The sequence below is a fragment of the Pseudoduganella sp. RAF53_2 genome, assembly GCF_052113985.1.
Taxonomy (GTDB): Bacteria; Pseudomonadota; Gammaproteobacteria; order Burkholderiales; family Burkholderiaceae_D; genus Rugamonas.
Map to the genome: position 1 here is coordinate 1 of NZ_JBFRDW010000059.1, position 15,255 is coordinate 15,255.

The window sequence follows — 15,255 nt, forward strand, 5'->3', positions numbered from 1 at the left end:
GTCCTTATCCAGCACATTGCGCACGCCGGCCACCAGGCGGATGTTCTTGGTGAAGTCGTAGCCGGCCGTCAGGTCCAGATAGGCGTAAGCGCCGATCTTCGGATTGGTCAGCGACTCCAGCGCCGGTGGCGTGCCTCCCTGGCGCTGCGGCAGAACGTAGGTATCCACRGTCACCTTGCCGAGGTAGCGCACGCGGGCCGACAGCATTGCCTTGCCCGAGTTCCAGGTGACGCGCGCAGTGCCCTTCCAGTGCGGCACCGGTTGGCCGCAGGTAGGACCAAAGCTTGCCACGCACTCGTTGGTGATGTTCGGCAGATCCTGAATTGGCGTAAAGGTCAGCTCTTTCACATAAGTCCAGTTGGTGTCGAGATTCCAGCGGCTGTCTGCGCCCATCAAGCCGAAAGCGGTGCGGAAGCCGTAGTGCGCCGCAGCGTCCAGGCCCGAAGTCTTGATGCCGCCGATATTGGCCGCCGTGGTCATCACGTACGTCGGTGCTGCGATCTGGCCGGTCACCGGGTCGCGGTTGATGGCCTTGCAGTACACGCTGTTCGCGTTCTGGATGGTGTTATAGCACAGGTTCAGCACCGACTGGATGCCGCCGCCGCCCAGCGTGGAGATCGCGTCATCCAGTGTGATGCGGTAGTAGTCCAGGCTCATTTGCAGGCCCGGCACGGTGGTGGGTGCGAACACGGCGCCGAAAGTCGTGGTGTGCGAAGTCTCAGCCTTCAGGCCCGGATTGYCGCCCACGATCTGGGTCAGGAAATTGGTCGGCTGGATGGACTGGTCGAACACCAGATTGGCCGGCACGCCGGTCGCCTGGCACAGCGCACGCACAGCTGCCGTCTGCTGCGATGCAGGCTGGCGGCTGGAACACGGGTCGGTCGCGGTTGGGCCATTGGTGCCCTGGCCGCCGTACAGCTCACCCACGTTTGGCGCGCGGATCGACTTCTGCTTCTGCGCACGAAAGGTCAGGCTTTGCACCGGTGACCATTCGGCGCCGACCGAGTTGGTCCACACCGCGCCGACCGATTCCACATCGTAGTCCGAACGGCGGAAGGCGCCGCTTACGCTCAGGCTCTTGGCGAAGGGCTTGTCCGTCAGCAGCGGGATGCGCGCTTCGCCGAACACTTCCTTCACAGTCTCCGAACCTTCGGTCTTGCGCGCCGCATTCCAGCCGGCGACGTCACCCGAAGCCAGGTAGGCATCCGGCGAGTAACGGGCGTCAGCGCGGCGGCGTTCCACGCCGGTGGAGAAGTCGACCGGACCGGCTGGCAGCTGGAACAGCGTACCGGTCAGCCCAGCGGCCAGACCCTGCTGCTCGGCGGTGATATTCGAGTTGGAGATGACCGAAACAGCAGTGGCGGCGGCCGGGCTGATGTTCTGGCCGAAGGGATTCAGCACTGGTGCAGCACCGCCCTGCGACAGCAGCGCGTTCTGGAAACCGCTCAGCGAAATCGACCCGGCCTGAAGCTGGGATTCCGTGGTGCGGCTGTTGGTGTAGTACATATCGTACTTCAGGTCACTCAGGTAATTGTCCGAGATATTCGGCAGCTGCCCCTTGACGCCCAAAGCGATACGGAAGGTTTCGTGGTCGGTCGCTGCCGCGCGCGGACCGACATCGGTCATACGCCGGTTCAGATTCAGAACCGCCAATCCATCGCCAGCAGTGGTGGACAGCGTGCTCTTGCCGTTGGTGACAGTCGAGGTGCCGCTTTCCTTCAGGTCCAGCTGGCGCAGCACTTCCTGCATCTGCGAGCTGAGATAAGGATTATTGGTGTTGACCAGGAAGTTGCCGCCTACGCCGGACGGCGCCAGTTGCACGCTGGCGCGGTTGCTGCTGAAGTGCACCTCGCTGTAGCCGGTCGCGTACTGATTGAAATCATAGTGGGCGAAGGCGTTGGCCACCCAGCGCTTCTGCGGCGTGACGACGTAGGATTGCGGACCAAGGTCGTAAGCATCGGCCGTGGTGTAGGGACGCACGGTCTTGCCGGTCTGGTCGAAGATGGCGCCCAGCGTGGTCATGCTGCCCAGGCCCGCTGCGCGCATGGCCGCATCCAGCGCGGCGTTGGAGCTGGAAGAGCCGACCACCGGCAGGTTGCCGATACGTCCCGTCGGCACGGTCGACGAACCGCTGTAGACCAGGCCAGGCTTGCCGCCCGCCGACAGACAGGTCTGGCCGGAAGGCACGGCCAACGGCGTGCCGGGACCGGTGGCCGACCACGACGCGGCGGTCACGCAGCCGTCGCCCAGCGAAGGCAAGGCATAGCCGCCCAAGTCGCCGCGCGTGGTGCCTTTGCGGTCCTGGTAGTTGACGGAGATGACGGCGTTGCCCTTGCCGCTGTCGAAGTTGCCGCCGACCGTCAAATCGACGCTGCGGGTTGGCGTGTGCGTCGGCTGATCCCAGTTGCTCTGCACATTGATTTCCGCGCCCTGGAAGTTATCGCGCAGGATGAAGTTGACCACGCCGGAAATCGCGTCCGAACCATACACGGCGGACGAACCACCGGTAACAGTCTCCACGCGCTTCACCAGCGCGGTCGGAATGGTGTTGATGTCGGTGGTGAAGTCAGGGCCGGTGATCGCAAAGCGGCGGCCGTTGACCAGTACCAGATTGCGGGTCGCGCCGAGGTTGCGCAGATTGAGCGTGGAGGTGCCGACCGGCTGGCCCGCCTGCACGGTGTTGGCTGTGGGGCTGTTCAACTGATTGCCGGTGAACTGCGACATATCGTTGAGCAGGTTCTCCAGGTTCTGGGTACCGGACACCTTCAGTTCCTGTGCATCGACCACGGTAACCGGGGTCGGCGCCAGGAAGCCGCGGCTGACCAGGCGCGAACCCGTGATCGTGACGACGTTTTCGTCAGGCTTTGCGCTGTCCGGCGCTTGCTGTGCCTGCGCCGCGCCGCCCATGCTGGCCGCGATCAGCAGCGCCGATACGGCAGGTTTGTGATTGAGTTGTGTGCGTTTCTTTCCTGTCTGCTTCTTAGATCTCATTATTTTGTCTTCCTCTATTTTTAATGCGACTTTATAAGATAGCGCTATCATTTACTCGCCGTACTGTGCGGCTTAGGCGATGTTAGAGAGCGATTGCAAACAGGGTCAATTGGCTATCGATCAGGGAGTTGATCGAAGCCCTTTTTAGTCATCAAGTTGATTGATTCGCGCTGGAATCTGTTGCAAATCAGATTTTCTTGAGCGCTTCGGCTTTGTGGGCGGCTTCAGCGCCCGTTTTGTCGCTGACGACGAGGTATTCGACGTGTCCGGGCGAGGCCGCGACTTCATGGCCTTTGATGTGGGTGGGCGAGGTCAGCTTCTTTTTGATGGTGCCGTGAACCGGGCCTTGCGAGGAATTCCACTGCACCTTGTCGCCAATTTTGAGCTCTTCCGCCATGATCTGCCTCCTATCGGAAGATTGGAGCACAGATCGTGGCGACGGATCGCACGCTTATCCGAGATAAGGCGCCGGGTTGGCGTCGAACAGCTGTTTGTGGTCGCTCATGCAGAAATAGTAGGTCTTGCCGCGATAGCGGGACGTTGGCGCGGAAGCCTTGGCCACTTCCATCTCACACACGGGGCATAGCGGGTGCTCGGCGCTTGAGCGGCGGCGCTTGGCGTAAGCAACGTTGGACTCCGGATTGAGCCAGCCCTGTCCCTGGTATTCCAATGCGTCCGCCGTGTTGGCCGCAACGGGCCGGCCGAAGTAGCGCTCCACCACACGCAGCGCGAGATCGATGCCGGAGGACAGCCCGCCGGCGCTGGCGAACTTGCCCGCTTCCACAAAGCGCGCGCCGCGCTTGAGCGCAATGTCGGGGAAAGCCATCGCGAATTGCGTGTAGGAGCCGTGGTGCGTGGTGGCGGCTTTGCCGGACAGCAGTCCCGTCTTCGCAAGCAGGAAGGCGCCGGTACAGACCGACATCGTCAGGTCCGCCTCCTGCGACGCTTCGCGTATCCAGGTCAGCACGGCTTCATCGCGCGCGCTCTGCGCCGGAATGACGATCACTTTCGGCGCAGGCGCATTGTCGAAGGAGTATTCAGGGACGATGGTCATGCCGCCGCTGGCCTTGATTGGCTTGGTGGTGGCGGCAACCGTGTAGAGATTGAAGGCCTGTTCGCGGCCCGGAATGCTGACGTTCTCGAACACTTCCCAAGGTCCGGCAAAGTCGATCATCACCGCGCCATCGGACAGCAGGAATGCAACGGGGATGGCGCCGTCAGGCGGCGGCTGAAGCGCCGGTACTCGTGCAGGTGTGGGCGCAGCCGCTGCGGCCTTACCCAGCGCAGGCAGCGCCGCGGTCAGTCCCATCGCGGTGGAAAGGCGGAAGAGGTCACGTCGGTTCATGATTGGTCCTTGAAATGTGATGGGTGTAGTGTCCCATCGCGTTTGCTGCGGCGCGACGCACCTGGCTGCAGGCTGCCGTGGATTCGCTGCAAACCATCGCCCGGCCACCGGTTTTCCCCTATGATTGCGCCATGACGATTTCAGCAAAAACCCTGCGCTACGTAGCCTATCCGTGGCTGGCCCTGGCCCTGTTCGATGCGACCCAGACCGTCGTGTCGATGAAAGCCATGGGCATGGAGCATGCGTGGGCCACGCTGTTTGCGGTGACCTTCGCATCCTGGGCGGTTTGGGCGGTATTCACGCCGATGGCACTGGTCCTGCTACAGCGCTTTCCCCTGCCGTCGCGCGCCGCAGCGCCCTGGCTCGTGCACAGCGCCGCATGTCTGCTGATCGGTGTGGCATGGGCCACCTGGGCCTCGGCGCTGGAACACACGACCAATCCCTTTGCGTATCCACACGGCGCCGATCCATTTATGCCGCTGCTGCGATCCAAATTGCTGAACAATCTGGTGGGCGACGTGATTCTGTATGGCGCGATCGTGGCCGTGGCAATCACAATCGACGCCCAGCACCGCCTGCTGCGCCAGCGCGAGGCCAGTGCGCGCCTGTCCGAATTGCTGGCGCAAGCCCAGCTCGCGGCACTCAGGCTTCAGATCGAGCCGCACTTCATCCTCAACGCCCTGAACGCCGTCACGGGTCTGATTCGTGAGAAGAAGGACCGCGATGCGATCGCGATGGTCGCCTCTCTTGGCGACTTGCTGCGCCGCGTGACCGAACGTTCCGATCGCCAGTTCGTCGCGCTGGAAGACGAAGTCGATTTCCTGCGCAAATACCTCGACATCCAGCAGATGCGCTTTGCCGAGCGCCTGCGCTGCCGCATCGACATTCCGGCGCCGTTGATGAAAGCCCAGGTGCCGGACTTCATCATGCAGCCGCTGGTGGAAAACGCCATCAAGCATGGTATCGCCAAGCGCGCGAAAGGCGGCGAGCTGCGCGTGACCGCCGAGCGCGAAGGCGGGCTGCTGACCTTAAGCGTGATGAACGACGGCCCACTGCTGCCGGAGCAGATTCGCGATGGCGTCGGCCTGTCCAACACGCGCCAGCGTCTGCAGGCGCTGTATGCGGACGCAGCGCTGACCCTGCGCAATCAGGCGTCAGGCGTGCTGGCCACGATCACCCTGCCCTATTGCGAGACTTGATGCGTGCCCTGATCATCGACGACGAACCGCTCGCGCGCAGCAATCTCGCCGTGCTGCTGGCACGCGATCCGGCAATCACCGTGGTGGGCCAATGCGGCTCGGCTGAAGACGCGCTTGCCGCACTCGCCGAGCACGCTCCCGACCTGGTCTTCCTCGATATCGAAATGCCCGAATGCGACGGCTTTGAACTGCTGGAGCGCATCGGACCGTCGCCATCGTTCGCGATTGTCTTCGTCACGGCACACAACCAGTTCGCCTTGCGCGCATTCGAAGTCGGCGCTTTGGACTATTTGCTGAAGCCTTTCGACGACCAGCGCTTCGAGCGCGTGCTGGCGCGCGTGAAGGAACGCCTGCGCGTGCCGGATGAAACGCGCCGCTTCATCATCAAGAACGGCAACACGCTGGAGGTCGTGAAGTTCGCCGACATCGACTGGATCGAAGCCAGCGACTACTACTCGACGCTGCACGCGGCGGGCCGCACGCACATGCTGCGCCGCAGCCTCGCCGATCTGGAAGCGCAGTTGACGCCATATGGCTTCTACCGTATTCACCGCTCCGCCATCGTCAATCTCGATCGCATCCGTGCGCTGGAAATCCGCGAAGACGGCGAATACGAAGTCGTCCTCGGCGACGCGCAGCGGCTGCGTATGAGCCGCCGCTATCGCAAGGCGGTGATGGAAAAACTGGCCCCGGCTTAAGAATCTGCTACTCTCTTGGGCGGTGGTACCCAACCAAAGGAGAACGACGCATGCGCATTCCCTTCGTATCTGCCCTCGCTGCCGCCCTGCTGGCAGCCGCCGCACTGCCTGCACTCGCAGCGCCCATGCCCTACCCTGCCAGCTTCAAGATCCAGGATATCAAGACCGATGGCGCCACGCTGCATGTGCGGGTGGGCGGCAATGGTCCGGCCGTGGTCCTGATTCACGGCTTCGGCGACACGGGCGATATGTGGACGCCACTGGCGGTGGCCCTGGCCAGAGACCACAAGGTGATCGTGCCGGACCTGCGCGGGCTGGGCTTGTCCTCGATGCCGGACGGCGGATACGACAAGAAGACGCAGGCGGGCGATATCCGCGCCATTCTGGACATGCTGGGCGTCGACAAAGCCGATATCGTCGGCCATGACATCGGCACCATGGTCGCCTATGCCTATGCCGCCCGCTATCCGGACAAGACGACCAGGCTGGTGGTGATGGACGCCCCCGTGCCCGGCGTACCACCATGGGAGCAAATCGTTCGCCTGCCCGTACTATGGCATTTCGATTTCGGCGGCAAGGATGCCGAGCGCCTGGTCAAGGGCCGCGAGCGCATTTATCTGGACCGCTTCTGGAACGACTTCGCCGGCGATCCTTCCAAAATCGACGAAGCCACGCGCGCGCATTATGCGAAGCTCTACGCCCGCCCCGGCACAATGCGGGCCGCCTTTGCCCAGTTCCAGTCCATCCGCAAGGACGCGGAAGACAACCTCCAATCCATCAAAACAAAACTCACCATGCCAGTGATGGCAATCGGCGGCGAAAAGTCCTTCGGCAACAATGAAGCGATCGTGATGCGCAATGCCGCCGACCATGTCACCGAAGTGGTTATTCCAGGCGCCGGCCACTGGCTGATGGAGGAAGCGCCCGCCATGACGATCGAAAAAATACAGACCTTCCTGGGAGAAAACCCAGCAAAATAAAGTTCTGACAACGATCGTTCGATCCTGTCTATGACTTAAATCAAACTTAAGCGAACAGAATTCTCTATGGAAAACAACAAAATCGGCCTAATGTCTGTACTACGGGCAGGCTAATTCACCACGCGCTGCCTGAACGACAAGATTTATTCGTGGAAGGCCGCATTATGTTGATTTCGTTCAAGTCCAAATCTTCTCCTGAAGTGTTGATGTACCAGGAGCATGCCGAGCGCATTCTCCGCCTGCTGAACAAGAGCCCGAAGCGTGGCGTGATTACGGCGGCCGAAGCGACCCAGGCGCTGTCATTGCTGGAGCAGGAAGTGCAATACACCAAGGAGCACCCGACTGAGGACGTTGAACACGACGTGCACGCCCACGAGCAGGAAGAAGGCGAAACCAAGGAGCACGCCATGCTCCAGCGTGTGAGCTTCCACGCCCGCGCCTTCCCCCTGCTGGAGATGCTGCGCTCCGCCAGCCAGGAAAACGAATACATCATCTGGGGCGTCTGRCGCGCCGTGCGAACGTGGTCATGTCCGTCCGCAACCGTCCCCTCGCCCTCGCCCTCTCGCTGCTTGCCGTCGGCCCGGTCTTAGCCGACACGCCGGTGGACGAGCCGCTGGCCGCCATCGTCCGGGGCATGCATAGTTCCGAATTAAAGAGCTATCGCGTGATGCTGGCCGGTCTGGACGCCTTCGAGGAGTTCCACACGCTGGCGCCGGATGCGCCTGAAATGCGCTTCCGCCTGCGCCCCACCGAAGAAGATGCCGACATGGGCGATCTGGCCCTGCGCATCGCCGGCGAAGACACCTCGCTCGCCGTTCCGGTCGCGGCCGACAATACCTTTATCCTGCCGCCCAGCGAACTGGTGGCAGACGATAACGCCGATCTGCAGCTGAACAAACCGAAAAGCAAATTCCGCTGGCAACCGGATATCCGCAGTCTCGGCGTGCCGGAGAATATGCGCCGCCTCGGCGACCTGCGGCTCGAAGCCAAGGTCAAGATCGCGACGGCCAAGGCGGAAATGAGCTTCATGCTCAAGTCGCTGGTCAACTCCCTGCTGCGCAGCGCGGACTGGGCGATGCACGAGAAGATCCTCATCCCCACCACGACTGCCCGCCAGCTCGCCAAAGCCACCCTGCTCCATGGCGATCAGCGCATCGCGCTCGACCTGACGCCCGAAGGCCACGGCTTCCAGCCCCCGATCCGGAACAAAGCCTATCCCGACGACGCCCTGATCGAACTGGTATRTGCCTGACATTCTGCTCGACCACCTGATCCTGAATGTGCGCGACGCAGCTGCCTCGGCGCGGTTTTACCAGGACATTCTCGGCTTCCGGCATGAGGGCCGCGCCGGGCCGTTCGAAATAGTGCGCGTCAATGCCGGCCTGACGCTGGATCTGATGCAGTCGGAGCCGGCGCTTCAACAGCACCTCGCCTTTGCGCTCGCGCGCGAAGACTTCGAACAGGTGCACCAGCGGCTGAAGGCGACGGGTATTGCCTTCGGCGGCAACCACTTCGAGCGCAATGGCGGCCCTCCCGGCCGCACCCTCGGCGCGCGTGGCATGGCCGACTCCATCTACTTCGACGACCCCGACCACCACAGCATCGAAATCCGCTGCTACGGCTGATCAGAGATCTTGATCACGATCTTGCCGAACGGCCCGCGCGCCAGGTGTTCATAGGCCTGCAAGGCTTCGTCAAACGAATACACATGATCGATGACAGGCTTGATGCGATGCTTGTCCAGGAAAGGATTCATGCGTTCGAAAGAGCTGCGCGGTGCGACGGCAATGCCGCGGATTGTGGTCTGGCGGAAGATGACCGGCATCAGGCTGAGTGCCGAAGTCTGCCCAGTGAGAAAACCGACTTGGGCAATCGTGCCGCCGACACGGGTTGCGAGCACCGACTGGTTCAACCCATCGCCGCCTGCGACATCGAGCGTGATGTCCACACCTTTGCCATCCGTGAGCTCCAGCACCCTGTGTTCCCAGTTCGGGTGGGAGCGGTAATTCACGCCGTCAAGGACGCCAAGCGCCCTGACGCGCTCCAGGTTCATATCGCTGCTGGACGTGGCGATCACCCGGGCACCGTGCGCCAGGGCGATTTGCGCCGCAAAAATCGAGACGCCGCCAGTCCCCTGTACCAGCACGGTCTGGCCGGGCTGCAAGTGACCGACGTCCATCAGCGAATACCAGGCCGTCAGCGCTGCAATCGGCAGGGTCGATGCCTCCACATCGCTCATTTCATCCSGGGCCTTCACTGCGCTCTGTTCGTGGATGATCATGTACTCCGCCAGACCGCCCGGCAGCGGGGAGYCCAGGCAGTACAAGGGTTCATCCGGGCCAGGCATGCCGTCAAGCCAGCGCGTATACAGCGTTGAGTTCACGCGCTCACCCACCTTGAAACGGCTTACGCCCTCGCCCACCGCGACCACAGTGCCCGCCGCGTCGGATACCGGAATCAGGGGCTTCGGCACCAGATGCGGTTCGTAGATGCCGTCGACAATTGCCTTGTCGCGGAAGTTCAGCGACACAGCGCCAACCTTGATCAGCAGCTCACCCGCGCCAGGCACCGGCGTCGGTACTTCCGCCTGCTGCAGGTTCGCCAGTCCAAAGTCCTTCAACAGCCATGCTTTCATTTGCTTCTCCAATAGAAATCGATGGAGAAAAGTCTAATTCAATCCCTTAAGTTTATTTAGTAGGTAGAATTCCACTCATTCAATCCTGACAGGATCAAATCATGGAAGACCGTTTTGCAGGCATACGCGAGTTCGTCACCACGGTGGATGAAGGCAGCCTGACTGCGGCCGCCCTGAAGCTGGACGTAACGGGATCGGCAGTGGGCAAGAGCATTTCGCGGCTGGAGGCGCGGCTCGGCGTACAGCTTTTGCATCGCACGACGCGGCGCCTCGATCTCACCTCGGAGGGCGAGACTTATCTGCAAAGCTGCCGCCGCATCCTGGAGGACCTGGAACAGACCGAATCGATTCTGGCGACCGGCCACCGGCATCCCATCGGCCGCCTGCGCGTCGACCTGCCAACTACCTTCGGGCGCCGCCACATCATGCCGGCGCTGCTGAAACTGAGCCAGCGCCACGAGCAGCTGGATTTATCGGTCACGCTGCGCGACCGTACGGTGGACATGGTGGGCGAAGGTATCGACCTCGCCGTGCGCATCGGCATGCTGGGCGACCACACTGACCTGGTGGCGCGCAAACTGGGCGAGCAACGCCTGGTCATTTGCGCCGCGCCGTCCTACCTGAAGCGGCGCGGCGCGCCAAAGAAGCGCGAAGACCTGGCAAAGCATGATTGCCTGATCGGCTGGCGCCGTGGCGGCAGCTCGAACTGGCTGCTGACCAGTGAAGATGGCCACACTGCTCCTTTTGAAGTGCCGGTGCGTCATGAGCTGACAGACGGCGATGCGCTGCTGTGTGCGACCGTCACCGGCTGCGGGCTGGCGCAGCTGCCAGGCTGGCTGGCGGAAGACGCTTTGAAATCAGGAGAATTGAAGGCCGTACTGCCCGAACTCTCCGGCGGCGCCATGCCTATCCACGTGGTTTGGCAGAAGAAATGGCATATGCAGCCCAAAGTCCGGGTCACGGTGGAAGAACTAATGAAGCTGGCCGCGTCGCAGCCAGCGGTGTTCAACGCGCGCGGCTGAACTCAGCCGTCAAGATATACTCCTCCGCGTGCAAAAGCGGTCCTTTGTACATTGCGACACATAGCCGACATACGGCTTACATACACTGGCTACATTGTTCAAAACGAAAGGTGGAGGTAAGTATGTCTGAGAATATCAATAAGCAGCGCCGCTTCCTGATGACGGGCGCTTTTGCACTGGCCGGCCTGTCTGCCCTCGAACTGGCTTTCGGCCCAACGGCCAAAGCAGCAACCCTGCCCGCATCGGCCGGCCGTTCGGCGCTGGACCAGCTGCGCCATGTGAAGACTTCCGAGCTGGATATCGCTTATGCGGAACTGGGCCCGTCGACTGGCCAGCCGGTCATCCTGCTGCATGGCTGGCCTTATGACATCCACGCCTTTGAAGACGTGGCGCCACTGCTGGCTGCCGCCGGCTACCGGGTGATCGTGCCTTACCTGCGCGGTTACGGCGCGACCCGCTTCCTGTCCAAGGACACCGTCCGCAATGGCCAGCAAGCCGCGCTGGCGATGGATATCGTCGAGATGATGGACGCCCTGAAAATCCGCAGCGCCATCCTGGGCGCCTTCGACTGGGGCGCACGTACGGCCGACATCATCGCTGCTCTGCATCCTGAACGCGTGAAAGGACTGGTGTCCGTCAGCGGTTACCTGATCGGCAGCCAGGCCGGCAACAAGAAGCCCCTGCCGCCGCAAGCCGAACTGGAATGGTGGTATCAATATTACTTCGCGACCGAGCGTGGCCGCGCGGGCTATGAAGCGAACCGTAAGGACTTTAATCGTCTGATCTGGAAGCTGGCTTCGCCGAAGTGGGCCTTTGACGACGCCACTTACGACCGCAGCGCACAGTCCTTCGACAATCCGGACCACGTCGACATCGTGATCCACAACTACCGCTGGCGCCTGGGCGCCGCACAGGGCGAATCGAAGTACGACGCGATCGAACAGCAGCTGGCGCAATTCCCGGCGATCAGCGTGCCGACCATCACGATGGAGGGCGACGCCAATGGTGCACCGCACCCAGCACCTGCCGCATATCGCCCCAAGTTCACTAGTAAATATGAACATCGCACTGCAACAGGCGGCATCGGCCACAACCTGCCGCAGGAAGCGCCACGCGAATTTGCGCAAGCGATACTGGATGTCGCTTCATTTGCTTGATTGACCTGCCCCTCCATTCGGACGATACTCTCGGCACTTCAATCCGAATGGAGGTTATCAGTGAAACACACCATCCTCGCCGCCCTGATGCTATCCGCATTTGCCGCGCACGCCGAGAATTCCCCGAAGTTCGACCCGCAGCACCTGTCGCAGGACGTCAAAGTCCTGTCGTCGGATGAATTCGAAGGCCGCGGTCCGAACACTATCGGCGAAACCAAGACCGTCACCTATCTGATCAACCAGTTCAAAGCCGCCGGCCTGCAGCCAGGTGGCGACATGGTCAAGGGCAAGCGCAACTGGACGCAGGACGTGCCGCTGGGCCGCTTCGAAATCCAGGGCCCGGTCACGCTGTCCGTGAGCGACGGCAAGCAATCGCAGACCTACACCCAGGGCGAACAGATGGCCGTGCGCGCAGCGCAGAACGGCAAGAAGCGCGTCGACTTCGACAAGGCGCCGCTGGTCTTCGTCGGCTACGGTGTGACCGCGCCTGAGCGCAAGTGGGACGACTTCAAAGGCATGGACCTGAAGGGCAAGCTGGCCGTGGTCCTGATCAACGACCCTGACTTCGAAACCGGCCAGGGCGACTTCGGCGGCAAGGCCATGACCTACTACGGCCGCTGGACCTACAAATACGAAGAGATGGCGCGCCGCGGCGCGCTGGGCACCATCATCGTGCACGAAACCGCACCAGCATCCTACGGCTGGGCGACCGTGAAGAACTCCAATACCAATGTGCAGTACGACATCGTGCGCAAGGACCCAACCCAGGCCCACGCACCAGTGGAAGCCTGGATTCAGCGTGATGCGGCAGTCGATCTGTTCAAGCGTGCCGGCCTCGATTTCGACGCGCTGAAGAAGCAGGCGCAAACCCGCGACTTCAAGCCGCAAGTGCTGACCGGCGTGACCATGTCCGGCCACTTTGCCGTGGATGCCCGTGTGATCAAATCGAAGAACGTGGTGGCGATCCGCACCGGTTCCGAGCATCCTGACCAGACCGTGATCTACAGCGCGCACTGGGACCACCTSGGCGTCGGCCWGCCKGAYGCSAAGGGCGACAAGATCTACAACGGCGCCRTCGACAACGGCACCGGCACTGCCGCCCTGCTGGAACTGGCACGCGCCTACGGCAAAGCGCCGGCGCCAAAGCGCAGCGTCGTCTTCCTGGCGGTCACGGCTGAAGAGAAAGGCCTGCTGGGTTCCGAGTATTACGCAGCGAATCCGCTGTATCCGCTGGCGACCACCGTCGGCATGCTCAATATGGACGCGCTGAGCCCCTATGGCCCGGCCAGGAACTTCACCATTTCCGGCAGCGCCAAGCTGGACGTGCTGGACATGATGGTCGCCAAGGCCAAGCAGTGGAACCTGACCTACTCGCCTGATCCGCTGCCGGAAGCCGGACACTTCTTCCGTTCCGACCACTTCCCGATGGCCAAGCGCGGCGTGCCTGCGGTGTCCTTCGGCTCCGGTGAAGACTGGGTGGAAGGTGGCGTGGCGGCCGGCCGCAAAGCCGAAGAGAGCTACACGACCAACAACTACCACCAGCCGTCCGACGAATGGAGCGCACAGTGGCCATTCACCGGCATGGCGCGCGACCTGGAACTGCTGTACAGCGTTGGCCGCGACATGGCGGATTCGAACGCCTGGCCGAACTGGTCGCAGGACTCCGAGTTCCGCACCGTGCGCGACCAGACTGCGGACAAGCGCAAGTRAGTCTCACCGCGACACGTGGCGCGCAGCCTCAGGGCAGGCGCGCCACCATGTCCACCTCCATGCTCGCACCGCCTGGCAGTTTCGCTGCCTGGATGGTGGTGCGGGCGGGCGGGTTTACTCTCCCCGAAGCGTGCCGCATAGGCCTCATTCATCTTGGCGAATTCGTCGAGGTTGGTCATGTAGACGGTCACCTTCACCACATCCTTCAGCGAACATCCAGCGCCAGCAAGGATCGCTTCCAGATTATCGAAGATGCGGTTGGTCTGTACGGTGATATCGCCTTCAACCGGCTTATTGGTGGCGGGATCGCGCGCCAGCGTACCGGCGGTATAAAGGAAGCCATTCACCACCACGCCCTGCGAATAAGGGCCAACTGCTTTCGGCGCACCAGTCACGGCCACCGGACGCATTTCCGCCCGGTTCATATTGGCGCAGCCAGTCAGGGTCAGAGCGATCAAACCAAACAAGAATGGAACAGGCAGGCGGGTACGCATGGCAGATCCTTTCAAGACAGGTGGATGAACTCTTCAATCTAGCAGCTGAGTCCAGATCGTCAAGCTCATCCCGCCCTTGTGGCATGCCTGCTACTTGCTGCGCGTGTAAGCCAGCTCCATCCACTTCACGTTCTTGCCGTCCGGACCCGGGCCCCACATTTCCAGCGTGTGGTGGTCGTTGTCCGCGATGGTCAGGTTCATGGTGAACGGCACCACCTTGCCGGTAGTGGGGTCGGACATATTGCCCTTGTACTTGATGGACTTGCCAGACAAAGTGCCCCAGGACAGCGACATGCTGGTGCTCATCGAATCGATCCAGCTGCCGAAATACTTCTTCGTCACATTGTCAAAGCCCTGCGTGCCCTGGCCGGTGAAGGGCTGGCCCATGAACGTTCCCTTGTAGTCCTCTTGCAGGTAGCGGTTCCCCATGATCCATTTGCGCTCGGAGGTGGCCGTGCTTTCCTCGGGCGGTTTGGAAGGGTCCATCCACGATTTGGTTTTTACGCTGAAGTTGCCTGCCAGCGGTTCCAGTTTCTTGTGGCCTTCGCCGGGCTGGGAGGCTTTCTCCATCGCTTCCATGGCGGCTTTTTCATCCATGGGCGCTGCTTCCTTCTTTTTGTCGGCAGCAGGAGCGGCAGCAGCGAGGGTGAGGCTTGTGACGACAACCAGGTACTGCGCGACGTTACGGAGCTTCATGAGGTTCTCCTATCAAGCAGGGTTGTGGAAGGGTCATTGTCCGCGTGGACGCCGCGCAGTGTCAATGGCATAGTGGCTTTATGAGCTTCCTCCTGAAATGCGCTGTATCCTGTGCCACACTGGCCGCGCTGCCGGCCCGCGCGGCCGACGATGCGGACCTGCTGGCCGCACTGGTCAACGGCTATCGCGCCGCGCCCACCGCCTGCCAGGGACGCACGCCCGCGCCGGTGCCGCCGCTGGCGCCAACGCCCGCCTTGTCGCAAGTCGAACTGCGGCCCTACTCGATCCTGCTCGCGGCGCTGGGCGAACAGGGCTATGAGGCCGAGGT

14 protein-coding genes and 2 pseudogenes are annotated in these 15,255 nt (G+C 62.0%); 10 read left to right on the top strand and 6 right to left on the bottom strand.

The annotated features are described in order from the left end of the window. From AB4Z11_RS05815 to AB4Z11_RS05825, 3 genes are all read right to left on the bottom strand, one after another. Positions 1-2,991: TonB-dependent receptor domain-containing protein (locus AB4Z11_RS05815; protein ID WP_442023350.1), on the bottom strand; the 2,991-nt coding region annotated here is incomplete at its 3' end. A gap of 187 nt (positions 2,992-3,178) precedes the next feature. Further along, positions 3,179-3,388, bottom strand: coding sequence for a DUF2945 domain-containing protein (locus AB4Z11_RS05820; RefSeq protein ID WP_442023352.1), 210 nt, complete (start codon positions 3,386-3,388; stop codon positions 3,179-3,181). A 54-nt stretch (positions 3,389-3,442) separates the two neighbouring features. After that, positions 3,443-4,336, bottom strand: coding sequence for a DJ-1/PfpI family protein (locus tag AB4Z11_RS05825; protein ID WP_442023354.1), 894 nt, complete (start codon positions 4,334-4,336; stop codon positions 3,443-3,445). Positions 4,337-4,467: 131 nt separating this feature from the next. Here AB4Z11_RS05825 and AB4Z11_RS05830 point away from each other — a divergent pair, with 131 nt between their 5' ends. From AB4Z11_RS05830 to AB4Z11_RS05855, 6 genes are all read left to right on the top strand, one after another. Beyond that, positions 4,468-5,535, top strand: coding sequence for a sensor histidine kinase (locus tag AB4Z11_RS05830; protein WP_442023355.1), 1,068 nt, complete (start codon positions 4,468-4,470; stop codon positions 5,533-5,535). Next, complete coding sequence (locus AB4Z11_RS05835; RefSeq protein ID WP_442023357.1) at positions 5,535-6,233, top strand: LytR/AlgR family response regulator transcription factor; 699 nt, start codon at positions 5,535-5,537, stop codon at positions 6,231-6,233. The genes AB4Z11_RS05830 and AB4Z11_RS05835 overlap by 1 nt, the downstream gene beginning before the upstream one ends. 50 nt (positions 6,234-6,283) lie before the next feature. Further along, complete coding sequence (locus tag AB4Z11_RS05840; RefSeq protein WP_442023359.1) at positions 6,284-7,213, top strand: alpha/beta fold hydrolase; 930 nt, start codon at positions 6,284-6,286, stop codon at positions 7,211-7,213. A 164-nt stretch (positions 7,214-7,377) separates the two neighbouring features. Beyond that, the gene (locus AB4Z11_RS05845; RefSeq protein WP_442023361.1) at positions 7,378-7,803 is read left to right on the top strand and encodes a DUF1840 domain-containing protein; all 426 of its coding nucleotides are present in this window, start codon (positions 7,378-7,380) and stop codon (positions 7,801-7,803) included. After that, the gene (locus tag AB4Z11_RS05850; protein ID WP_442023363.1) at positions 7,740-8,465 is read left to right on the top strand and encodes a hypothetical protein; all 726 of its coding nucleotides are present in this window, start codon (positions 7,740-7,742) and stop codon (positions 8,463-8,465) included. The genes AB4Z11_RS05845 and AB4Z11_RS05850 overlap by 64 nt, the downstream gene beginning before the upstream one ends. A 19-nt stretch (positions 8,466-8,484) precedes the next feature. Beyond that, positions 8,485-8,838 (top strand): VOC family protein, encoded by a 354-nt coding sequence (locus tag AB4Z11_RS05855; protein ID WP_442023372.1) that lies wholly within the window; start codon positions 8,485-8,487, stop codon positions 8,836-8,838. On the opposite strand, the gene AB4Z11_RS05860 is transcribed toward AB4Z11_RS05855, so the two are convergent. After that, positions 8,829-9,848 (bottom strand): zinc-dependent alcohol dehydrogenase family protein, encoded by a 1,020-nt coding sequence (locus AB4Z11_RS05860; RefSeq protein ID WP_442023365.1) that lies wholly within the window; start codon positions 9,846-9,848, stop codon positions 8,829-8,831. The two genes, AB4Z11_RS05855 and AB4Z11_RS05860, sit on opposite strands and share 10 nt — an antisense overlap. 101 nt (positions 9,849-9,949) lie before the next feature. On the opposite strand from AB4Z11_RS05860, the gene AB4Z11_RS05865 reads away from it, so the two are divergent. From AB4Z11_RS05865 to AB4Z11_RS05875, 3 genes are all read left to right on the top strand, one after another. After that, positions 9,950-10,870, top strand: coding sequence for a LysR substrate-binding domain-containing protein (locus tag AB4Z11_RS05865; protein ID WP_442023366.1), 921 nt, complete (start codon positions 9,950-9,952; stop codon positions 10,868-10,870). A 122-nt stretch (positions 10,871-10,992) separates the two neighbouring features. After that, positions 10,993-12,027: an alpha/beta fold hydrolase gene (locus AB4Z11_RS05870; protein WP_442023368.1), complete on the top strand. Its 1,035-nt coding sequence runs from the start codon at positions 10,993-10,995 to the stop codon at positions 12,025-12,027. A gap of 906 nt (positions 12,028-12,933) precedes the next feature. After that, positions 12,934-13,737, top strand: a complete 804-nt coding sequence (locus AB4Z11_RS05875) for a M28 family metallopeptidase (RefSeq protein ID WP_442023374.1) — start codon at positions 12,934-12,936, stop codon at positions 13,735-13,737. 161 nt (positions 13,738-13,898) lie between these two features. On the opposite strand, the pseudogene AB4Z11_RS05880 reads toward AB4Z11_RS05875, so the two are convergent. Both AB4Z11_RS05880 and AB4Z11_RS05885 read right to left on the bottom strand, forming a co-directional pair. Then, a pseudogene (locus tag AB4Z11_RS05880) lies at positions 13,899-14,231 on the bottom strand (Rid family hydrolase); the annotation flags it as partial. Between the two features lie 90 nt (positions 14,232-14,321). Continuing rightward, entirely contained in the window at positions 14,322-14,927 is a 606-nt protein-coding gene (locus tag AB4Z11_RS05885) for a DUF1579 domain-containing protein (protein ID WP_442023370.1), read from the bottom strand. Between the two features lie 80 nt (positions 14,928-15,007). Here AB4Z11_RS05885 and AB4Z11_RS05890 point away from each other — a divergent pair. Further along, positions 15,008-15,255, top strand: a pseudogene (locus tag AB4Z11_RS05890) (CAP domain-containing protein); the annotation flags it as partial.